Here is a 21,115-nt window from a genome sequence, read left to right on the forward strand (position 1 = left end):
GATTTTGAACGCTCCAGGATCTGTGTGGGAGCGAGCTTGCTCGCGAAGACGGCAGCACATCCAACATCAATGCAAGCTGACCCACCGCCATCGCGAGCAAGCTCGGCTCCCACAGGGATTGATGGTGGACTCCAATTCCGTGAACACCTCGGAACCCTGTGGGAGCGGGCTTGCTCGCGATAGCGGCGGTACATCCAGCATCTTCGCAAGCTGACCCACCGCCATCGCGAGCAGGCTCGGCTCCCACAGGGATTGATGGTGGACTCCAATTCCGTGAACACCTCGGAACCCTGTGGGAGCGGGCTTGCTCGCGAAGACGGCAGCCCATCCAGCATCACTGCAAGCTGACCCACCGCTTTCGCGAGCAAGCCCGCTCCCACGAGGGATTTGTGGTGGATGCCGGAAATGTGAGCAAAATCCGGTAAACTGCCGCACGTTTTTCGTTCGAGTGTGTGTTTCCATGCAAATTGCCCTGGCGCCCATGGAGGGGTTGGTCGACAACATCCTGCGGGATGTCCTGACCCGTGTTGGCGGTATCGACTGGTGTGTCACCGAGTTCATCCGCGTCAACGACCGTCTGCTCACGCCGGCCTATTTCCACAAGCTCGCTCCTGAGCTGCTGACCGGTGCCCAAACGGCTGCCGGCGTGCCGTTGCGGGTGCAGTTGCTCGGCTCCGATCCGGTATGCCTGGCGGAAAACGCCGCGTTGGCATGTGAATTGGGCTCGGAGGTGATCGACCTGAACTTCGGTTGCCCGGCCAAGACGGTGAACAAATCCCGGGGCGGGGCGGTATTGCTCAAGGAACCGGAACTGCTTAACGAAATTGTCGAGCACGTGCGCCGCGCCGTGCCGAAACACATTCCCGTCACGGCCAAGATGCGCCTGGGTTTCGATAGCCCGGACGGTGCATTGGTCTGTGCCACGGCGTTGGCAGAAGGCGGCGCGGCGCATATCGTGGTGCATGCGCGAACCAAGGTCGACGGCTACAAGCCCCCAGCCCATTGGGAGTGGATCCCCCGCGTCCAGGAAGTGGTCAAGGTGCCGGTGTTCGCCAATGGCGATATCTGGAGTGTCGAGGATTGGCGCCGTTGCCGCGAAATCAGCGGTGTCGAGGACATCATGCTCGGTCGCGGCCTCGTTTCCCGCCCTGACCTGGCCCGGCAGATCGCCGCCGCCCGGGCTGGCGAAGAGGTGGTCGAGATGTCCTGGGCCGAGCTGCAACCGATGCTCCACGACTTCTGGGTGCAAGTGGTCGAGCAACTGACTCCGCGCCAGGCGCCGGGCCGTCTGAAGCAGTGGCTGGCGATGTTGACCCGCAATTACCCCGAAGCGGTGGCGCTGTTTACCGCCCTGCGCCGGGAAACCGACCTCGACGCGGTGGGGCATTTGCTGGGAGTTCAGCGCACCGAAGCGGCCTGAAAAAAAATTCAGAAAAACCTCTTGAAAAGTATTTGGCGGACCCTAGATAGGGGTTACGCGATGCCGAATTCGGGTCGCGGAGACAAAAAACCTTGCTGAATTTTTCAGGAGATTTGAATCATGAGTACTGCATTTTCGCTGGCCCCCCTGTTCCGTTCCTCGGTAGGCTTCGACCGTTTCAACGATTTGTTCGAAACCGCCCTGCGCAACGAACCAGGCAGCAGCTATCCACCCTACAACGTGGAAAAACACGGTGATGACGAGTACCGCATCGTGGTCGCCGCCGCCGGGTTCCAGGAAGAAGACCTGGACCTGCAAGTGGAAAAAGGTGTGCTGACCATCAGTGGCGGCAAGCGTGAAGCCAGCAACGACAGCGTCACTTTCCTGCACCAGGGCATTGCCCAGCGTGCGTTCAAGCTGTCCTTCCGGTTGGCGGACCATATCGAGATCAAGTCCGCTGGCCTGCGTAACGGTCTGTTGAGCATCGACCTGTTGCGAGTGGTTCCGGAAGAGGCGAAAGCCAAGCGCATCCCGATCAACGGGACGCAGCAGCAACCCGCGCTGCAAAACTGATGCATCGCAACTGAAGAAGGGCGCCATATGGCGCCCTTCTTCATTTTTTGGTGGGGGTATGGAAGATCAATTGTGGCGAGGGAGCTTGCTCCCGCTGGGCGCGAAGCGACCCTGAAACCAGTCAACTCGGTGCGTCATGCTGGTCTGAGGCGAATCTTCTATTTTTGGGGCCGCTGCGCAGCCCAGCGGGAGCAAGCTCCCTCGCCACAAAAGCTCCCTATCCCGAACACCTACGGCAACAACCGCTCAAACGCCTCCAGCGGCAACGGCCGACTGTGCAGGTAACCCTGGTACAAATGGCAATCGAGCCCTTGCAGGAAGTGCAATTGCTCCAGGGTCTCCACGCCTTCGGCAATCATTATCAGGTTGAGGCTGCGGGCCATGGCGACGATGGCGCGGATGATTTCGGCGTCGTTGGGGTCGCTGGTGGCGTCGCGCACGAATGACTGGTCGATTTTCAGTGTGTCCACCGGCAGGCGCTTGAGGTAGGTCAGCGACGAATAACCGGTGCCGAAATCGTCCATGGCGAAGCTCACCCCCAATTTCTTGAGCCGGCGCATCTTGGCGATGGTGTCGTCGAGGTTCTGGATCACGATGCCTTCGGTGATCTCCAGTTTCAGCAGCGAGCAAGGCAGGCCGTGGTGGGCCAGGCTGTTTTCGATGCGTTCGACGAAGTCACTCTGGCGGAACTGCCGTGGGCTGATGTTGACGCACAGGCTGAATCGCTGCGGGTCGATCTTGCCCTTGGCGATCAGTTGCTTGAAGCCGTCGCAGGCTTCATCGAGGATCCAGGTCCCGACTTCGAGGATCAGGCCGCTGTCTTCCAGCACTTTGATGAATTCATTGGGCGATTGGGCCCCGAGCTCCGGGTGGTGCCAGCGCACCAGGGCTTCGGCGCCGACGATGCGGTTGTCCCTGGCATCGACCTGAGGCTGGAAATGCAGGCTGAACTCGCCGCGGGCCAGGGCCTGGCGCAGATCGGTTTCCATGCGCAGCCGTTCGCTGGCAGCTTTTTGCATGGTGTTGTGAAACATCTGCGAGGTGTTGCGTCCCGAATCCTTGGCGCGGTACAGCGCGATGTCCGCGCGCTTGAGCAAATCGGTGGGCGTGGAACCGTGGTCGGGGATCAGCGCGATGCCGATGCTAGGCGTGACCTGCAGGCGTTGGCCATCGAGAAACATGGGTTCCGAGAGCAGTTCACGCAGGGTGTCGGCCAGGGTCTGCACTTGCTTGCTGACCTGGCTGCGCGAACCTTCCAGGCCGCTGAGCAAGACCACGAACTCGTCGCCGCCCAGTCGTGCAACGGTGTCTTCCAGGCGCACGCTGGCTTCCAGGCGGGCGGTGATGATTTTAAGCACGGTATCGCCCACCGGGTGACCGAGGGAGTCGTTGATGTGCTTGAAGTGGTCCAGGTCGAGAAACAGCAGGGCACCCCGCAAGTTGTGACGCTTGAGCAGGGCGATCTGCTGGCTCAGGCGGTCCAACAGCAAGGCCCGGTTGGGCAGGTTGGTCAGCGAGTCGTGATAGGCCAGGTGACGGATCTGGGCTTCGGCGTTGCGCAGCAGGCTGACGTCCCGGGCGGTCAGCAGCAGGCAGGCGGTTTCATTGAGGGTGATGGGCTCGACCGAGACCTCCACCGTAAGGATTTCCCCTCGTTTATTGCGCCCGAGCATTTCCTGGTGGACTACACGACCCTTGAGTTGCAGTTCGGCCAGCAGGGCGGCGCGCTGTTTTTCTTCGGCCCAGATGCCCACTTCGTGGACCGTACGCCCGATCACTTCGTCGGCGCGGTAGCCGGTCAGCCGGCAGAAGCCGTCATTGACCTCCAGGTAGCGACCGCTTTCGAGTTCGGTGATGGTGATGGCGTCGGGGCTGGAATGAAACGCCTTGGCGAATTTCTCCTCGCTGGCCTTGAGGGCGGCTTCGGAGCGTTGCTGCTGCGTGATGTCGCGCAAGGTCGTGACGATGCACGGCTGGTTGCCAACGTTGATTTGCCGGCTGGAAATCACGCAGGTCAGCGGCTGGCCGTCCTTATGGTGAACGACGATGGCGACATTGTTCAGCGATTGTTCACGGATCACCCGTTCGATGCGTTGCAGGCTGCTGCCCGAGGCATCCCAGAGGCCAATTTGGTCGGCACTGAGGCCGATCACGTCGCGGGTGGTCCAGCCAAAAGTCTGGGTGAAGCTGGAGTTGATCTCGAGGAACCGACCACTGTCCTGGTGGGTGACGCAGATCGGGTCGGGACTGACCTGGAACAGCGTGGCGAATTTCTCTTCCGAAGCGGCCAGGCTCTGTTCGCGTTCCACCTGGTCGGTGATGTCCAGCAAGGTCCCGGCCATGCGCAAGGGGCTGCCGTCGTTGTTGCGGTAGAGGCGGGCGCGGCTTTCCAGGTAGCGCGAGCTGCCGTCCGGCAGTTGCACGCGGTAGGTCAGCTGGTAGTTGCCCGCCGGGCCTTCCCGCAGGCTGCGGTAGGCGTTGCGCATGTTATTGCGTTCTTCCGTGGGGACCCCTTCGAAAAACGCATCAAACGATTCGTGGAACGGCTTGGGTTCCAGGCCATGGAGCTGCGCGGCCCGGGCCGAGCCGTAGAGCATGCCGCTGGGGATGTGCCAGTCCCAGGTGCCCAGTTGCGCCGAATCGAGGGCCAGGTCCAGGCGTTCCTGGCTGTCCTTGAGCGCCTGCTCGGCGAGTTTGCGCTCTGTGGTGTCGAGGAAGGTGCTCAGCAGGTACGGCTGGCCTTCGAGTTCGACTTTCTGCGCACTGAGAATCCCGTTATGGATCTGACCGTTGCTGGCCCGGAATTCCACCTCCATGCTGATCAGTTCACCTTTGGCCTTGGTCGCCTCCACCAGTTTCGCCCGCTGTTTGGGGTCAACCCACAAGCCCAGCTCCAGCGTGGTGCGGCCGATCACGTCATGCACCGGCCAACCGAACAGGCTTTCGAAATACTGGTTGGCCTCGCTGATCAGGCCGTCTTCCTGGCGGGTCAGCAGGACCATGTTCGGGCACAGATGAAAGAGCGTGGCGAAGCGTTTTTCCGAGCTGCGCAGCGCCTGTTCCCGCTCGCGCTGATGGGTGATTTCGCGAATCACCCCGATCATGCGCGGCCGACCGTGTTTGTCGGGCAGCACGCTGCCACTGATCTCCAGCCAGTGCAGGCTGCCGTCGGGCCAGACGATGCGATGGTGCATCGCCTGCTCCAGCGGCGCCCCGGCCACTGCCGCATGAAAGGCGCGCACGGCCCTGGCCCGGTCTTCGGGCAACAGCAGGTCGAGGTAGTCCACGTCGGCTGGCAACGGCTGGCGCGGATCGAAGCCGAACAGCGCCTGGGTGCCGCGGGACCAACTGATCCGTCCGCTCTCGATGTCCCACGACCAGGCGCCCAGCCGCGCGCCGTTCAGGGCGGCCAGCAACTGTGGCGCGCTGTCCCAGCTTTGCTCGGACCGCTTCGGGTCGAGCGCCTGGATGCGCGGCAGGGGCGGGAGATGGTCAGCGGGTTTGGGCATTTTTCTAGCGAGCCTTGAGCGGGTGTGGGCATTAAGCACAAGCATTCAAGGCCCTACAGGCGTGGCACAACCTATGCCTTTTTCCTTGGCAAATCGATTTGTGCGTCCAGTAAGGCCATGAAAGCCCGTGCGGCGTTCGATAGCGTCCGTTCGGTGTGCAAGATATAGCCTAGCTGGCGACTGAGCTGTATGCCCGGTAAAGGAATGCGCGCCACCTGTTCATCGAGCATGGTGCGCGGCAGGACGCTCCAGGCCAGGCCGATGGAGACCATCATCTTTATGGTTTCCAGATAATTCGTGCTCATGGCGATGTTCGGCGTCAGGCCCTGGGCCTCGAACAGCCGTTGAACGATGTGATGGGTAAAGGTGTTGCCCCCGGGGAACACCGCCGGATGCAAGGCGATGTCCGCCAGGCTCACCGCGCCCTTCTCCAGCAAGGCATGCTCCGGGGCGACCACGAAATCCAGGGGGTCGTCCCACACCGGCGTGGCCCGTACCAGCGTGTGGGGTTCGGGGGCGAGGGTGATGACGGCCAGTTCCGCCCGGCCATGGAGGATTTCTTCGTAGGCCACTTCCGAATCCAGGAACTGGATGTCCAACGCCACCTGGGGATAGCGGCGGGTGAACTCTCTCAATAAAGGCGGCAGGCGATGCAGGCCGATGTGGTGACTGGTGGCGAGGGTCAGGCGCCCGGTCACTTCGCCGGTCAGGTTGGTCAGGGCGCGGCGGGTGTCGTCGAGCACGTTGAGGATCTGATAAGCCCTTGGCAACAGGGCTCGGCCGGCCTCCGTCAGGCCCACTTCACGACCCAAGCGGTCGAACAGGCGCACCTTGAGCTGCTGCTCAAGACCGGCAATACGCTTGCTGATGGCCGGCTGGGTCAGGTGCAGGCGTTCGCCGGCGCCGGAGAAACTGCCCGTCTCGGCGATGGCAATAAAAGCATTGAGGTTGGCGAGGTCCATGGCGGTTCCGGTCGGATTCCAGTTGGTTATGCAAAGCATGAAAAATATGAATTTGAGTTATTTAATGTAACCCCATAGGATCAGCCTCACAAGCCAAGGGGTTATTGATTCGTTCAAGGCCCGGGGCATAGAAACAAGCTGATGAGGAAACCGTCTGATGGCCGGCAAAACGCTCTACGACAAGCTCTGGGATTCGCATTTGGTCAAGCAGCGCGACGATGGCTCGGCGCTGATCTACATCGACCGTCACATCATTCACGAAGTGACGTCGCCGCAGGCCTTCGAAGGCCTGCGCCTGGCCGGGCGCAAGCCGTGGCGCATCGATGCCAACATCGCGACCCCGGACCACAACGTACCGACCACGCCGGAGCGCAAGGGCGGTATCGAAGCGATTGCCGACCAGGTCTCGCGCCTGCAAGTCCAGACCCTCGACGATAACTGTGACGAATACGGCATCGTCGAATTCAAGATGAACGATGTGCGCCAGGGCATCGTCCACGTCATCGGCCCGGAGCAGGGCGCGACCTTGCCCGGCATGACCGTGGTCTGCGGCGACTCGCACACCTCGACCCACGGCGCTTTCGGCGCCCTGGCCCATGGCATCGGCACGTCCGAGGTGGAGCATGTGCTCGCCACCCAGTGCCTGGTAGCCAAGAAAATGAAGAACATGCTGGTGCGCGTCGAAGGCAAGTTGCCGTTCGGGGTGACCGCCAAGGACATCGTCCTGGCCGTGATCGGCAAGATCGGCACCGCCGGCGGTAACGGCCATGCCATCGAGTTCGCTGGCAGCGCGATCCGCGACTTGTCCGTCGAAGGCCGCATGACCATCTGCAACATGTCCATCGAGGCCGGCGCCCGCGTCGGCCTGGTGGCCGCCGATGAAAAAACCGTGGAATACGTCAAGGGCCGCCCGTTCTCGCCAAAAGGCGCGGAATGGGACATGGCGGTCGAGGCCTGGAAAGACCTGGTCTCCGATACCGATGCCAAGTTCGACACGGTGGTCGAGCTCGACGCGACGCAGATCAAGCCGCAAGTCAGCTGGGGCACGTCCCCGGAAATGGTCTTGGCCGTGGACCAGAACGTACCGGATCCGGCCAAGGAAATGGACCTGGTCAAGCGCGATTCCATTGTCCGCGCCTTGAAATACATGGGCTTGAGCGCCAACCAGGCGATCACCGACATTCAGCTCGACCGCGTGTTCATCGGTTCCTGCACCAACTCGCGGATTGAAGACCTGCGCGCCGCAGCGGTGATCGCCAAGGGCCGCAAGGTGGCCTCGACCATCAAGCAGGCCATCGTGGTGCCGGGCTCGGGCCTGGTGAAAGCCCAGGCCGAAGCGGAAGGGCTGGACAAGATTTTCCTCGAAGCCGGTTTCGAGTGGCGTGAGCCAGGGTGCTCGATGTGCCTGGCGATGAACCCAGATCGCCTGGAGTCGGGCGAGCATTGCGCCTCCACCTCCAACCGTAACTTCGAAGGCCGTCAAGGCGCCGGTGGCCGTACGCACCTGGTGAGCCCGGCCATGGCCGCCGCGGCCGCCGTCAACGGCCGTTTCGTCGACGTCCGCGAATTGATCTGAAGGAGCGCAGCATGAAAGCTTTTACCCAGCACACCGGTCTTGTCGCGCCTTTGGATCGTGCCAACGTCGACACCGACCAGATCATTCCCAAGCAGTTCTTGAAGTCCATCAAGCGCACCGGTTTCGGCCCGAACCTGTTCGACGAATGGCGCTACCTGGATGTCGGCCAGCCGTACCAGGACAACTCCAAGCGGCCGCTGAACAAGGATTTCGTGCTCAACGCCGAGCGCTACCAGGGCGCCAGCGTGTTGCTGGCCCGGGAGAACTTCGGCTGCGGTTCGAGCCGCGAGCACGCGCCATGGGCCCTGGAAGAATACGGTTTCCGCAGCATCATCGCGCCGAGCTACGCCGACATCTTCTTCAACAACAGCTTCAAGAACGGCTTGCTGCCGATCATCCTCAGCGATGCTGACGTGGATGAACTGTTCCAGCAGGTCGAGGCCAACCCTGGCTATCAACTGCAGATCGACCTGGCCGCCCAGACCGTAACCCGTCCCGACGGCAAGGTGCTGGGTTTCGAGATCGATGCGTTCCGCAAGCATTGCCTGCTCAACGGCCTGGATGACATCGGCCTGACCTTGCAGGACGGCGAGGCGATTGCCGCGTTCGAAGCCAAGCACCGGGCGAGCCAGCCTTGGTTGTTTCGCGATGCTTGATTGACCTGAGATTGATGTAGTCAGCGCTGGCCCCTTCGCGAGCAAGCCCGCTCCCACACTGGATTTGCGGCGTTCACAAAGCCCCTGTGGGAGCGGGCTTGCTCGCGAAGGCGGCAGTACCGACACCACAAGGCTACACCCCAAAAGGAAGTCCCCATGACCAGCACCGCCCACAGCCAAGTCGTCCAAAAGCAATTCGGTGAACAGGCCTCGGCCTACCTGAGCAGTGCCGTGCACGCCCAGGGTGCTGAATTCGCGCTGCTACAGGCTGCGCTGGCCGGGCGTGGCGATGCCCGTGTGCTGGACCTGGGGTGCGGCGCTGGCCATGTGAGTTTCCATGTGGCGCCACTGGCTGGTGAAGTGGTGGCTTATGATTTGTCCCAGCAGATGCTTGACGTGGTCGCCACGGCGGCTGCCGAGCGTGGCTTGGGCAATATCAGCACGGTTCGTGGCGCCGCCGAACGCCTGCCGTTCGCCGACGCTGAGTTCGACTTCGTGTTCAGCCGTTATTCGGCGCATCATTGGAGCGACCTCGGCCTGGCGCTGCGGGAAGTACGGCGGGTGCTCAAGCCGGGCGGGGTGATGGCGTTCATCGACATCCTGTCGCCGGGCATGCCATTGCTGGACACGTACCTGCAAAGCATCGAAGTGCTGCGCGACACCAGCCATGTGCGCGATTATTCGGCCGACGAATGGTTGCGCCAGGTCAGTGACGCGGGGCTGCACACCCGCAGCACCTCGCGCCAGCGCCTGCGCCTGGAGTACCGCTCCTGGGTCGAGCGCATGCGCACGCCCGAGGTGATGCGTGCGGCGATTCTCCAGCTGCAGCGTTCGATGGGCGACGAAGTGCGTGAATATTTTGAGATTGAGGCCGATGGTTCGTTCAGTACAGATGTACTGGTGCTGTGGGCCGAGCGATAGCATTTTTCCCGGCCCGGCCTTGGGTACGAAGCCCGGGCCCGTGTCGACAGAGCAAATGAGGAAAGCATGAGCAAGCAGATTCTGATTCTTCCAGGTGATGGCATTGGTCCGGAAATCATGGCCGAGGCGGTCAAGGTCCTGGAACTGGCGAACGACAAGTACGGCCTGGGCTTCGAACTCAGCCACGACGTGATCGGCGGCGCCGCCATCGACAAGCACGGCGTGCCCCTGGCCGATGAAACCCTGGATCGTGCCCGTGCCGCCGATGCCGTGCTGCTGGGCGCCGTGGGCGGCCCGAAATGGGACAAGATCGAACGCGACATCCGCCCTGAGCGCGGCCTGTTGAAGATTCGCGCGCAACTGGGCCTGTTCGGCAACCTGCGCCCGGCGATCCTTTACCCGCAACTGGCCGATGCCTCCAGCCTGAAGCCGGAAATCGTCTCGGGCCTGGACATCCTCATCGTCCGTGAGCTGACCGGCGGTATCTACTTCGGCGCCCCGCGTGGCACCCGTGAGCTGGAAAACGGCGAGCGCCAGGCCTACGACACCCTGCCGTACAGCGAAAGCGAAATCCGCCGTATCGCCCGGGTCGGCTTCGACATGGCCCGCGTGCGTGGCAAGAAGCTGTGCTCGGTGGACAAGGCCAACGTGCTGGCTTCCAGCCAACTGTGGCGTGAAGTGGTCGAGCAGGTGGCCCAGGATTACCCGGACATCGAGCTGAGCCACATGTACGTCGACAACGCCGCCATGCAACTGGTGCGTGCGCCGAAGCAATTCGACGTGATCGTCACCGACAACATGTTCGGCGATATCCTGTCCGACGAAGCGTCGATGCTCACCGGTTCCATCGGCATGCTGCCGTCGGCCTCCCTGGACGCCAACAACAAGGGCATGTACGAGCCGTGCCACGGTTCGGCGCCGGACATCGCCGGGCAAGGCATTGCCAACCCATTGGCGACCATCCTGTCGGTGTCGATGATGCTGCGCTACAGCTTCAACTTGAACGATGCCGCCGACGCGATCGAGAAAGCCGTCAGCGTGGTCTTGGACCAAGGCTTGCGCACCGGTGATATCTGGTCGCAAGGTTGTACCAAAGTCGGTACGCAGCAAATGGGCGATGCAGTAGTCGCGGCGCTGCGGAATCTGTAATCTTTCGGGCCCACCGCTTCGACGGTGGCCCACTTTTGTATAGGTGTAGTTGCGATGAAACGTGTAGGTCTGATCGGTTGGCGCGGCATGGTCGGTTCCGTGCTCATGCAGCGAATGCTGGAAGAGCAGGATTTCGATCTCATTGAGCCGGTGTTTTTCACCACGTCCAATGTCGGTGGCCAGGGCCCGTCCGTGGGCAAGGACACCGGTGTGCTCAAGGATGCCTACAGCATCGAAGAGCTCAAGACCCTCGACGTGATCCTGACCTGCCAGGGCGGCGACTACACCAGCGAAGTATTCCCCAAGCTGCGTGAAGCCGGCTGGCAGGGTTACTGGATCGACGCCGCTTCCAGCCTGCGCATGCAGGACGACGCGGTGATCATCCTCGACCCGGTGAACCGCAAGGTCATCGACCAGCAGCTGGACGCGGGCACCAAGAACTACATCGGCGGCAACTGCACCGTCAGCCTGATGCTGATGGGCCTGGGTGGCCTGTTCGAAGCCGGTCTGGTGGAGTGGATGAGCGCCATGACCTACCAGGCGGCGTCCGGTGCCGGCGCGCAGAACATGCGCGAGCTGATCAAGCAGATGGGCGCGACCCACGCCGCCGTCGCCGATGACCTGGCCAACCCGGCCAGCGCCATCCTCGACATCGACCGCAAGGTCGCCGAGGCGATGCGCAGCGATGCCTACCCGACCGAAAACTTCGGCGTGCCGCTGGCCGGCAGCCTGATTCCTTGGATCGACAAGGAACTGCCTAACGGTCAGAGCCGTGAAGAATGGAAGGCCCAGGCCGAAACCAACAAGATCCTGGGTCGCTTCAAGAGCCCGATCCCGGTGGACGGCATCTGCGTGCGCATCGGCGCCATGCGTTGCCACAGCCAGGCGCTGACCATCAAGCTGAACAAAGACGTGCCGATCGCCGACATCGAAGGCCTGATCAGCCAGCACAACCCTTGGGTCAAGCTGGTGCCGAACAATCGCGAGACCAGCATGCAGGAGCTGAGCCCGACCAAGGTCACCGGCACCCTGAATGTACCGGTGGGCCGTCTGCGCAAACTGAACATGGGTTCGCAATTCGTCGGTGCCTTCACCGTCGGCGACCAACTGCTGTGGGGCGCGGCCGAACCGCTGCGCCGCATGCTGCGGATCCTGCTCGAGCGTTGATCGATTGTCGCTGTGAAAGAACCCGTGCCTTGTGAGAGGCGCGGGTTTTTTTATGGAGCTGGATGCATGGGATCAATTGTGGGAGCGGGCTTGCTCGCGAAAGCAGAGTGTCAGTCACTAGTTTTTAGCTGGCACACCGCATTCGCGAGCAAGCCCGCTCCCACATTGGATCTTCAGTGGTCACAAAACCTGTGGGAGCGAGCCTGATCGCGATGGGGCCAACCCAGGCACCGCAAATCCCCCTGCCCAATTGCCTGCCTACCCACCACCCGGTAAAGTGCCGCTCCCCACGTTTTACCTGAGGTAGACCCATGAGCCAGTCCTTTGATATTGCCGTGATCGGCGCCACCGGTACTGTCGGCGAAACCCTTGTCCAGATTCTCGAAGAGCGGGACTTCCCGGTCGGCAACCTGCATCTGCTGGCCAGCAGCGAATCGGCAGGCAGCTCGGTGATGTTTCGCAATAAAAACGTGCGGGTACGCGAGGTCGACGAATTCGATTTCAGCAAAGTCCAACTGGTGTTCTTCGCCGCCGGCCCGGCGGTGACCCTGAGTTTCGCCCCGCGAGCCACGGCGGCCGGCTGTGCGCTGATCGATTTGTCCGGCGCGTTGCCGCCCGAGCAGGCGCCGCAGATCGTGCCGGAAGCCAACGCCCAGGTCCTGGCTGGCCTGGGCAAGCCGCTGCAGGTCAGCAGCCCCAGCGCATCGGCCACGGCCTTGGCGGTGGTGCTCGCGCCGCTGCGCGAATGCCTGGATCTGCAGCGCATCAGCCTGACCGCCAGCCTCGCGGTATCGGCCCAGGGCCGCGTGGCCGTGAGCGAGCTGGCGCGCCAGACCGCCGAGCTGCTCAACGCTCGTCCGCTGGAGCCAGCGTTCTTTGACCGGCAAATGGCGTTCAATCTGTTGGCCCAGGTCGGTGCGCCGGACGAGCAGGGCCATACGTCGCTGGAAAAGCGCCTGGTCCGTGAGTTGCGCCAGGTGCTGAATCAACCTTTGTTAAAGATTTCCGTCACTTGCATTCAAGCCCCGGTGTTTTTTGGCGATAGCTTTAGCGTGACCGTGCAGTCTGCCAATGCCGTCGACCTGGCCAAGGTGAACGCGGCCTTGGAAGCGGCGCCCGGTATCGAGTTGGTGGAGGCGGGCGATTACCCGACCGCGGTGGGTGATGCAGTGGGGCAGGATGTGGTCTACGTTGGTCGGGTACGCGGTGGGATCGACGATCCGGCTGAACTAAATATGTGGCTGACGTCAGATAACGTGCGCAAGGGCGCGGCGCTCAATGCCGTGCAGGTGGCTGAGTTGTTGATAAAAGAGTTGCTGTAAAAGATACTTGGCGTCAATTTGTCGAATGATTCTAGCTGGGCGCTATGCTTGGTCGGAATGCTGAAGGCGAACATCCCTCTGGGGGACTTCCCGGGGCATGAGTGAAATGATCGCGCGCACCGTCGCTTCAGGGCTGCGCGCAATGCCTTACGGCAGCGGCATCAATACCTTCTCGCTGGCCGAGGAATGTTCAAACAAAGGAAGAGGCTATGGTTCAAGTTCGCAAACTGGTGTTAGCAATAGCGGCCGCCTCGGCGCTGTCCTCCGGTATGGCGCAAGCGCTCGGGCTCGGGGAATTGACCCTCAAGTCGCCGCCGAACCAGCCCCTGGTCGCCGAAATCGAACTGCTCGATGTCCAGCAACTGACTGCCGCCGAAGTGGTGCCGAGCCTGGCTCCACCCGAAGAATTCGCCAAGGCGGGCATTGATCGCCAAGCCTTTCTCAGCGACCTGAGCTTCACCCCGGTGATCAACGCCAACGGCAAGAGTGTCCTGCGGGTCACGTCCAGCCGGCCGTTGTCCGAACCGATGGTCAAGTTCCTGGTGCAAGTGATGTGGCCCAACGGCCGCCTGTTGCGCGACTACAGCGTACTGCTCGACCCATCCAAATTCTCGCCACAGGCCGCCGATGCCGCCCGGGCGAAACCGCCCCAGGTCGTGTCCACGCCGGTCACCGGGGCCACCAAGCCTTCCCAGTACACCACCACGCCGCGCGATACCCTGTGGGAAATCGCCGCGAAGGTGCGCAACGGTGGATCGGTCCAGCAAACCATGCTGGCGATCCAGGCGTTGAACCCGAACGCGTTCATCAATGGCAACATCAACCTGCTCAAGACCGGCCAGGTGTTGCGCCTGCCTGACCCGGTACAAAGCACAGCGTTGCCGCAACCCCAGGCCATCGCCGAAGTGGCGGCGCAGAACGCCGCCTGGCGCTCGGGACGGCGTGGCGTGGCGGGTGCCGGCAAGCAGCAGTTGGACGCCACCAAGCGTGGCCGTGGTGAAGGCGCGCCGGCCCAGGCGGCCGGTCGCGACAACTTGAGCCTGGTGTCGGCCGATGCGGCGAAGGCGGGCGGCAAGGGTGCTGCCGGCGATGCCCAGGCGCTTTCCAACAAGCTGGCGGTTACCCAGGAAAGCCTCGATTCGGCGCGCCGGGATAACGAAGAACTGAAAAGCCGCATGGCGGATCTGCAGAGCCAACTGGACAAGCTGCAGCGCCTGATCGAGCTGAAGAACAATCAACTGGCGAAGATGCAGGCCGAAGGCGCCGCCATTCCTCCGGCTGGCGAGGCACCCGTTGGCGAGGTGCCCCCGGCGATGTCCGCCGAGTTGACCCCTGCGCCAGCGCCACAGGCCCCGGCAGCTGCACCCACGCCGGCCCCGGAAGCGACCCCGCCTGCCACAGCGGTCGAGCCGACGCCTGCCGCGTCCAACGAGCAAAAATACAATGACCTCCTGACCAATCCGATCCTGTTGGGTTTGATTGGCGGTGGCGCGCTGCTCCTGCTGTTGCTGCTGTTGTTGCTCGCCCGTCGCCGCAAAGCCCAGCAGGAAGCGGAAAAACACTTGCGCATGGCCCGGGCCCTTGAGGAGGAGGCTGACTTCTCCCCGGAGCTCGATCTGCCCCCGAGCAGCTTCGAGGGCATTGATGTTCCACCGCCTAGCGTAAAACTCGAGCCAAAACCCGCGCCGGCTCCTGCACCAGTGCCCAAGCCGGCCCCGGTGGTCGCGCCCGTGGTGGTCACGCCGCCTATCGCCGCGCCCTTGGTGGCCCCGGCCGCCGAGCGCTCCGACGACGTGCTGCCCCAGGCCCAGTCCCATATCGACCGCGGCCGCTTGAACCAGGCCGCCGACCTGCTCGAACAGGGCATCAAGGCCGAGCCCCAGCGCAGCGACCTGCGCCTGAAACTGATGGAAGTCTACGGTCAGCAGGGCGACCGCGACGCCTTTGTCGCCCAGGAACGCCAATTGGTGGCCAATGGCGACAACTTCGCCCAGGTCGAACAGCTGAAAAGCCGTTTCCCGGCCATGGTGGTCGCGACCGCCGCTGGCCTGGCCGCTGCGGCCGTTGCGGCAGAACTGGACGCGCAGTACGTCAAGGACTTGCTGGAAGACAAATCGCCGACCGATGAGGAGCTGGACAGCGCCTTCGACCTGAGCCTGGATGACCTGGAGACGACCCCGGTCGCGCCGGCACCGGAGCCTGTCGCCGAACTGGACGCGTTCCCGGAAGACGACGACCTGAGCTTCGAATCGGTGCTCAAGCAGCAGACCGAGGCCAACGAAAGCCTGGATGACTTGTCGGAATTCGACCTGGACCTGGGCGCCGATGCGCCGACCCCGATCCCTGCGCTCGACGATGAAGACTTCCTGCTGGACCTGGACGACGACCTCAAGGGCCTGGATGTGCCTGCGCCTGAAACGCCGGCCTTGGCCGATACGCCGGCCGACGATCTTGAGCTGCCGGCGGATTTCGATCTGTCCCTGTCGGACGAAATGGATGCGCACGATGCGCCCAAGGATGCCTTCGAGTCCGAGCTGGACGATGTCAACGCCGAGCTGGATCGCCTGTCCGACAGCCTGGGCCAGCCGACGTTCACCGCCGAAGATGCCCTGGTTGGCGCTGAAGACGAACCGGACTTCGACTTCCTCAGCGGCACCGATGAGGTGGCGACCAAGCTCGATCTGGCCCAGGCCTACATCGACATGGGCGACAATGACGGCGCCCGCGACATCCTCGGCGAAGTCCTCAGCGAAGGCGACGCCACCCAGAAGAGCGAAGCGCAGGAGATGTTGTCGCGCTTGGCGTGAGATTGTCGGGTTTAAGCCGATAGGTGTGGGAGCGGGCTTGCTCGCGAAGGCAATGTGTCAGGCGACATCAATGTTGACTGTACCGCCGTCTTCGCGAGCAAGCCCGCTCCCACATTGGTTTGCGGCGTTAACAAATCCTTGTGGGAGCCGAGCTTGCTTCGGGCGGCGATCCGACGATGGTGTCACTCCATTCACCACAGGGCCATCTATTGCACTGGCATCCCGCCCAGCCGGCCTTATAATGCCCGCCTTTGCGTACCTCAGCAGGCTGTAATTCCTTGGCAAACATAGACAACCCGGCCGCCGAAATGGCGGCCGACGGCTTTTTCCGGATCGCCCTGGGCGTTGAATACAAAGGCTCGCGCTACCGTGGCTGGCAGCGCCAGGCGTCTGGTGTATTGACGGTGCAGGAAACCCTCGAAAACGCACTGTCCAAAGTCGCCGATTCACCCGTGTCGCTGCATTGCGCTGGCCGTACCGATGCCGGTGTGCATGCCTGTGGCCAGGTGGTGCATTTCGACACCCAGGTCGAGCGCTCGATGAAGGCCTGGGTCATGGGCGCGAACATCAACTTGCCCCACGACGTCAGCGTCAGTTGGGCCAAGGTGATGCCGGCGCATTTTCACGCGCGCTTCAAGGCCATCGCCCGGCGTTACCGCTACGTGATCTACAACGACCAGATCCGCCCGGCGCACCTGAACGAAGAGATCACTTGGAACCACCGCCCACTGGATGTCGAGCGCATGGCCGAGGCCGCGCAATACCTGGTCGGCGTCCACGACTTCAGCGCCTTCCGTGCCGGCCAGTGCCAGGCCAAGTCGCCGATCAAGGAGTTGCATCACCTGCGGGTGACCCGTCACGGCAAGATGATCGTGCTCGACATCCGCGCCAGTGCCTTCTTGCATCACATGGTGCGCAACATTGCCGGCGTGCTGATGACCATTGGTGCCGGCGAGCGGCCGGTGGAATGGATCAAGGAAGTGCTCGACAGTCGCATTCGCCGTTCCGGTGGCGTCACGGCGCACCCGTTTGGCTTGTATCTGGTGCAGGTCGAATATCGCGATGAATTCGAACTGCCAGAGCGTTACATCGGGCCACATTTCCTCACGGGCTTCTCGGAACTTGACGGCTGACGCCCTCCGCAGCATTTGTTACCATCCGGGACTTTCAAGGATTTGCCCGAGGTTTTAGCCACCATGCCGGTCGTTCGCAGCAAGATTTGCGGGATCACTCGCGTCGAGGACGCGTTGGTGGCGGTCGAGGCCGGGGCCGATGCCATCGGGCTGGTGTTCTACGCCAAGAGCCCGCGGGCGGTGACGGTGCAGCAGGCGCGGGCGATCATCCAGGCCCTGCCACCGTTCGTGACCCCGGTAGGGTTGTTCGTCAATGCCAGTCGTTGCGAGCTGGGTGAGATCCTCGATGCGGTGCCGCTGGGCCTGTTGCAGTTCCATGGCGATGAAACTCCGGCCGATTGCGAAGGCTGGCATCGTCCGTACATCAAGGCGTTGCGGGTCAAGGCCGGTGACGACATCGCCGCCGCTTGCGAAGCCTTTGCCAGTGCCAGCGGCATCTTGCTGGACACCTATGTGGAAGGCGTGCCCGGCGGTACCGGCGAAGCCTTTGATTGGTCGCTGGTGCCACAAGGGCTGAGCAAGCCGATCATCCTGGCCGGTGGCTTGACGGCGGAAAACGTCGCCTCGGCCATTCGCCAGGTTCGTCCGTATGCGGTGGATGTGAGTGGCGGGGTGGAGCAGGGCAAGGGCATCAAGGATCCGGCAAAGGTTCGTGCATTCCTGGCTGCTGTTCGCAACAGCCAGTAGTCAATGTGACGGCTGGCAGACTGCCGCCGTCCATACCTGCACTGTACAAAGCAGGCAGGCACCGCCCTCGGGTGGGCCGATAGCGTAGGGGCAACCGCGGTGCAGCGGTTGCCGGGATGGCAGAGGAGGTTGGGCTGCACGCAGGTCATGTTTCGCGCTGACCGTGGTGGCCGTTCGACCCTCGCCGCACAATGAATTTAGCTCAAGGGCATACGCGGGGCCGCGAACCAGAGCGTTCGGGCCGCCGGTACTGGAGAAAGAAAGCATGAGCAACTGGTTGGTAGACAAACTGATCCCTTCGATCATGCGTTCCGAGGTGAAGAAAAGCTCGGTGCCTGAAGGTCTGTGGCATAAATGTCCCTCCTGCGAGGCGGTGCTGTACCGTCCCGAGCTGGAAAAGACCCTGGACGTTTGCCCCAAGTGCAACCACCACATGCGCATCGGCGCGCGTGCCCGTATCGATATCTTCCTGGACGCGGAAGGCCGCGTGGAGCTGGGCGCCGACCTGGAGCCGGTGGATCGCCTGAAATTCCGTGACGGCAAGAAGTACAAGGATCGCCTGACCGCTGCCCAGAAGCAGACCGGTGAAAAAGACGCCCTGGTGTCCATGAGCGGCACCTTGCTGGGCATGCCGGTGGTGGTCTCGGCTTTCGAGTTCTCCTTCATGGGCGGTTCCATGGGCGCCATCGTCGGCGAGCGTTTCGTTCGCGCCGCCAACCATGCCCTGGAAAACCGTTGCCCGATGATCTGCTTCGCCGCTTCCGGTGGTGCGCGGATGCAGGAAGCACTGATCTCCCTGATGCAAATGGCCAAGACCTCTGCGGTGCTGGCGCGTCTGCGTGAAGAAGGCATTCCGTTCATTTCGGTGCTGACCGACCCCGTCTACGGTGGTGTTTCCGCCAGTCTGGCGATGCTGGGCGACGTGATCGTCGGCGAGCCGAAAGCCCTGATCGGTTTTGCCGGGCCGCGTGTGATCGAGCAGACCGTGCGTGAAAAACTGCCGGAAGGCTTCCAGCGCAGTGAATTCCTGTTGGAGCACGGCGCCATTGACATGATCATCCATCGTCAGGAGCTGCGTCCGCGCCTGGGCAACTTGCTGGCGCAACTGATGGGGCTGCCGACGCCGAAGTTCGTCGCCGCGCCGATCGAGCCGATCGTCGTTCCGCCAGTGCCTGCCGGGCTATGACCCAACGCACCTTGGGCGACTGGCTTGCCTACCTCGAGCAGTTGCATCCAACAGCCATCGACATGGGGCTGGAGCGCTCGCGAACGGTAGCGTCCCGCATGGGACTGGCCAAGCCGGCACCCCGGGTGATCACCGTCACCGGCACCAATGGCAAAGGTTCGACCTGCGCCTTCGTGGCCTCGCTGCTGCGGGCCCAGGGGCTGAGCGTCGGTGTCTACAGCTCGCCACATCTGCTGCGCTACAACGAGCGGGTGCAGGTGAACGGCGTCGAAGCCACGGACGCCCAGCTGTGCGAAGCCTTTGCCGCGGTGGAAGCCGGGCGAGGCGATACAACCCTGACCTATTTCGAGATGGGCACCCTGGCGGCGTTCTGGTTGTTTGCCCGTGCCGGTCTCGATGCCGTGGTGCTGGAAGTCGGCCTGGGCGGGCGCCTGGACACGGTCAACCTGGTGGACGCCGACATCGCACTGGTCACCAGCATTGGCGTGGATCATGCCGATTACCTGGGCGATACCCGCGAATCCGTGGCCTTCGAGAAGGCCGGCATCTTTCGCCAGGGAGCGCCTGCACTCTGTGGCGATCTCAATCCTCCCCAGCCATTGCTGGACAAGGTCCGCGAGCTCAGTTGCCCGTTCTTTCTGCGTGGGCGGGATTTCGACCTGGCGATGACCGAACAGCATTGGCAGTGGCGCGGCACTGACCCGCGCGGCAATCCGGTGGAGTTACGCGATCTGCCACTGCTGGACCTGCCGATGGAAAACGCCGCGCTGGCGCTCCAGGCCTACCTGTTGCTCGGCTTGCCCTGGGAAGCCGGGCAAATTGTCCAGGCGTTGCAGGCGACCCGTGTGGTCGGGCGCCTTGATCGCCGTCAGTTCGATTGGCAAGGCAAGCGCCTGAACCTGTTGCTGGACGTCGGCCATAACCCCCATGCGGCGCAGTACCTGGCCGAGCGCCTGGCGCGGCGGCCCGTGGCAGGGCGGCGCCTGGCGGTGTTTGGACTGCTGTCCGACAAGGATCTGGATGGCGTTGTCGAGGCGTTGAATGCTAGTGTCCAGCACTGGGCGGTGACGCCGCTGGATTCGCCGCGCACGCGTACGGCCTCTGAGTTGCACGGCGCTTTGCAGCGTCATGGCGCTCCAGTGCAAGCCTACGCCAGCGTGGCCGCCGCCCTGGAAGGGCAGTGTGCCCTGGCGACGGCCGATGATGAAATCCTGCTGTTCGGATCATTTTTTTGTGTTGCCGAGGCCCTTCAATGGTTGGCCCGGCGCTCCACGGAGGAAGCTGCAGATGGCATTGCTGGATAAGGCGTACAAGCAGCGCATGGTCGGGGCCCTGGTGTTGGTGGCCCTGGCGGTGATTTTCCTGCCGATGCTGTTTTCCCGTCAGGACGAGCAGCGCCAGGTCACGGTCGACGCGCCAGCCGCGCCCCAGGCGCCTTCGATGCCGCCCGTACAGGTCGAGCCCGTGGTCGTGCCTGAGCCCCAGGCGTTGCCTCAAGAGCCTGTGCCAAGCGACGAGGAACTGGCTGAGCAACCTGTTGTGCCTTCCACGCCGATTGCACCTGCGTCTGCCACGCCGGCTCCCGCCGCGCCAAGCAAACCGTCTGTCGCACCCGTGCCTGTTCCGTCGACGCCGGCGGTCAAGCCGGCCCCGAGCCAGCCGATCACCGCTGCTCCGGCCAAGCCGGACACGACCCAGAGCCGTGTGGATGCCAATGGCCTGTCGGTCAGTTGGTCGGTACAACTGGCCAGCCTGACCAGTCGCGAAAGTGCCGAGAACCTGCAGAAAACCTTGCGCAGCCAGGGCTACAACGCCTATATCCGTTCCGCCGATGGCAAGAACCGGGTGTTCGTCGGTCCGCTGATCGAGCGCGCCGAGGCCGACCGCCTGCGTGACCTGCTCAGTCGCCAGCGGAACCTCAAGGGTTTCGTGGTGCGCTTCCAGCCAGAGCGCGGCTGACAGCGTTTTAGCTGATTTGAATCACGCAGCTTACCGACAGCCCTGCGCTCTGCTAAAATGCGCCGCCTTATCCGTCTGTAGGCTGCAC

The 21,115-nt window shown here is 62.8% G+C and carries 16 protein-coding genes; 14 read left to right on the forward strand and 2 right to left on the reverse strand.

The window, feature by feature from the left end:
* The first annotated feature begins 460 nt into the window (after positions 1 to 460).
* Together M1D99_RS10135 and M1D99_RS10140 are read left to right on the forward strand one after the other, a co-directional pair.
* Complete coding sequence (locus M1D99_RS10135) at positions 461 to 1,420, forward strand: tRNA dihydrouridine synthase (RefSeq protein ID WP_186707432.1); 960 nt, start codon at positions 461 to 463, stop codon at positions 1,418 to 1,420.
* Between the two features lie 120 nt (positions 1,421 to 1,540).
* Complete coding sequence (locus M1D99_RS10140; protein WP_186707433.1) at positions 1,541 to 1,993, forward strand: Hsp20 family protein; 453 nt, start codon at positions 1,541 to 1,543, stop codon at positions 1,991 to 1,993.
* 230 nt (positions 1,994 to 2,223) lie between these two features.
* Here M1D99_RS10140 and M1D99_RS10145 read toward each other — a convergent pair whose 3' ends face one another.
* The gene (locus M1D99_RS10145) at positions 2,224 to 5,502 is read right to left on the reverse strand and encodes a PAS domain S-box protein (protein ID WP_434574967.1); all 3,279 of its coding nucleotides are present in this window, start codon (positions 5,500 to 5,502) and stop codon (positions 2,224 to 2,226) included.
* Between the two features lie 71 nt (positions 5,503 to 5,573).
* Positions 5,574 to 6,464 carry a LysR family transcriptional regulator gene (locus tag M1D99_RS10150; protein ID WP_186707435.1) on the reverse strand — a complete coding sequence of 297 codons (891 nt, stop codon included), beginning with the start codon at positions 6,462 to 6,464 and terminating at the stop codon, positions 5,574 to 5,576.
* 157 nt (positions 6,465 to 6,621) lie between these two features.
* On the opposite strand from M1D99_RS10150, the gene leuC reads away from it, so the two are divergent.
* From leuC to M1D99_RS10210, 12 genes are all read left to right on the forward strand, one after another.
* A complete protein-coding gene (leuC, locus tag M1D99_RS10155; protein ID WP_186707436.1) occupies positions 6,622 to 8,040 on the forward strand; it encodes a 3-isopropylmalate dehydratase large subunit in 1,419 nt (472 codons plus the stop codon).
* Positions 8,041 to 8,051: 11 nt separating this feature from the next.
* Positions 8,052 to 8,696 (forward strand): 3-isopropylmalate dehydratase small subunit, encoded by a 645-nt coding sequence (leuD, locus tag M1D99_RS10160; protein ID WP_003203864.1) that lies wholly within the window; start codon positions 8,052 to 8,054, stop codon positions 8,694 to 8,696.
* Between the two features lie 156 nt (positions 8,697 to 8,852).
* Positions 8,853 to 9,617 (forward strand): class I SAM-dependent methyltransferase, encoded by a 765-nt coding sequence (locus tag M1D99_RS10165; protein WP_186707437.1) that lies wholly within the window; start codon positions 8,853 to 8,855, stop codon positions 9,615 to 9,617.
* Between the two features lie 66 nt (positions 9,618 to 9,683).
* A complete protein-coding gene (leuB, locus tag M1D99_RS10170; protein ID WP_207966796.1) occupies positions 9,684 to 10,766 on the forward strand; it encodes a 3-isopropylmalate dehydrogenase in 1,083 nt (360 codons plus the stop codon).
* Between the two features lie 54 nt (positions 10,767 to 10,820).
* A complete protein-coding gene (gene asd / locus M1D99_RS10175) occupies positions 10,821 to 11,933 on the forward strand; it encodes an aspartate-semialdehyde dehydrogenase (protein WP_053185893.1) in 1,113 nt (370 codons plus the stop codon).
* 311 nt (positions 11,934 to 12,244) lie between these two features.
* Positions 12,245 to 13,255 (forward strand): aspartate-semialdehyde dehydrogenase, encoded by a 1,011-nt coding sequence (locus M1D99_RS10180; RefSeq protein WP_434574971.1) that lies wholly within the window; start codon positions 12,245 to 12,247, stop codon positions 13,253 to 13,255.
* A gap of 209 nt (positions 13,256 to 13,464) precedes the next feature.
* Entirely contained in the window at positions 13,465 to 16,062 is a 2,598-nt protein-coding gene (locus tag M1D99_RS10185) for a FimV/HubP family polar landmark protein (protein ID WP_458131725.1), read from the forward strand.
* A gap of 308 nt (positions 16,063 to 16,370) precedes the next feature.
* Entirely contained in the window at positions 16,371 to 17,195 is an 825-nt protein-coding gene (truA, locus tag M1D99_RS10190) for a tRNA pseudouridine(38-40) synthase TruA (protein ID WP_003203852.1), read from the forward strand.
* A 63-nt stretch (positions 17,196 to 17,258) separates the two neighbouring features.
* The gene (locus M1D99_RS10195) at positions 17,259 to 17,882 is read left to right on the forward strand and encodes a phosphoribosylanthranilate isomerase (RefSeq protein WP_458131726.1); all 624 of its coding nucleotides are present in this window, start codon (positions 17,259 to 17,261) and stop codon (positions 17,880 to 17,882) included.
* A gap of 265 nt (positions 17,883 to 18,147) precedes the next feature.
* Positions 18,148 to 19,068: an acetyl-CoA carboxylase, carboxyltransferase subunit beta gene (accD, locus tag M1D99_RS10200; RefSeq protein ID WP_003179765.1), complete on the forward strand. Its 921-nt coding sequence runs from the start codon at positions 18,148 to 18,150 to the stop codon at positions 19,066 to 19,068.
* A complete protein-coding gene (folC, locus tag M1D99_RS10205) occupies positions 19,065 to 20,372 on the forward strand; it encodes a bifunctional tetrahydrofolate synthase/dihydrofolate synthase (RefSeq protein WP_458131727.1) in 1,308 nt (435 codons plus the stop codon). Before accD ends, folC begins: the two co-directional genes overlap by 4 nt.
* Complete coding sequence (locus M1D99_RS10210) at positions 20,356 to 21,027, forward strand: SPOR domain-containing protein (RefSeq protein WP_458131728.1); 672 nt, start codon at positions 20,356 to 20,358, stop codon at positions 21,025 to 21,027. The genes folC and M1D99_RS10210 overlap by 17 nt, the downstream gene beginning before the upstream one ends.
* The last annotated feature ends 88 nt before the right edge of the window (positions 21,028 to 21,115 follow it).

The sequence above is a fragment of the Pseudomonas sp. R3-41 genome (assembly GCF_054161485.1).

Coding starts and splice junctions, on each gene's coding strand:
- M1D99_RS10135 (WP_186707432.1), top strand. CDS start 461: ATGCAAATTGCCCTGGCGCCCATGGAGGGGTTGGTCGACAACATCCTG.
- M1D99_RS10140 (WP_186707433.1), top strand. CDS start 1,541: ATGAGTACTGCATTTTCGCTGGCCCCCCTGTTCCGTTCCTCGGTAGGC.
- M1D99_RS10145 (WP_434574967.1), bottom strand. CDS start 5,502: ATGCCCAAACCCGCTGACCATCTCCCGCCCCTGCCGCGCATCCAGGCG.
- M1D99_RS10150 (WP_186707435.1), bottom strand. CDS start 6,464: ATGGACCTCGCCAACCTCAATGCTTTTATTGCCATCGCCGAGACGGGC.
- leuC (WP_186707436.1), top strand. CDS start 6,622: ATGGCCGGCAAAACGCTCTACGACAAGCTCTGGGATTCGCATTTGGTC.
- leuD (WP_003203864.1), top strand. CDS start 8,052: ATGAAAGCTTTTACCCAGCACACCGGTCTTGTCGCGCCTTTGGATCGT.
- M1D99_RS10165 (WP_186707437.1), top strand. CDS start 8,853: ATGACCAGCACCGCCCACAGCCAAGTCGTCCAAAAGCAATTCGGTGAA.
- leuB (WP_207966796.1), top strand. CDS start 9,684: ATGAGCAAGCAGATTCTGATTCTTCCAGGTGATGGCATTGGTCCGGAA.
- asd (WP_053185893.1), top strand. CDS start 10,821: ATGAAACGTGTAGGTCTGATCGGTTGGCGCGGCATGGTCGGTTCCGTG.
- M1D99_RS10180 (WP_434574971.1), top strand. CDS start 12,245: ATGAGCCAGTCCTTTGATATTGCCGTGATCGGCGCCACCGGTACTGTC.
- M1D99_RS10185 (WP_458131725.1), top strand. CDS start 13,465: ATGGTTCAAGTTCGCAAACTGGTGTTAGCAATAGCGGCCGCCTCGGCG.
- truA (WP_003203852.1), top strand. CDS start 16,371: ATGGCGGCCGACGGCTTTTTCCGGATCGCCCTGGGCGTTGAATACAAA.
- M1D99_RS10195 (WP_458131726.1), top strand. CDS start 17,259: ATGCCGGTCGTTCGCAGCAAGATTTGCGGGATCACTCGCGTCGAGGAC.
- accD (WP_003179765.1), top strand. CDS start 18,148: ATGAGCAACTGGTTGGTAGACAAACTGATCCCTTCGATCATGCGTTCC.
- folC (WP_458131727.1), top strand. CDS start 19,065: ATGACCCAACGCACCTTGGGCGACTGGCTTGCCTACCTCGAGCAGTTG.
- M1D99_RS10210 (WP_458131728.1), top strand. CDS start 20,356: ATGGCATTGCTGGATAAGGCGTACAAGCAGCGCATGGTCGGGGCCCTG.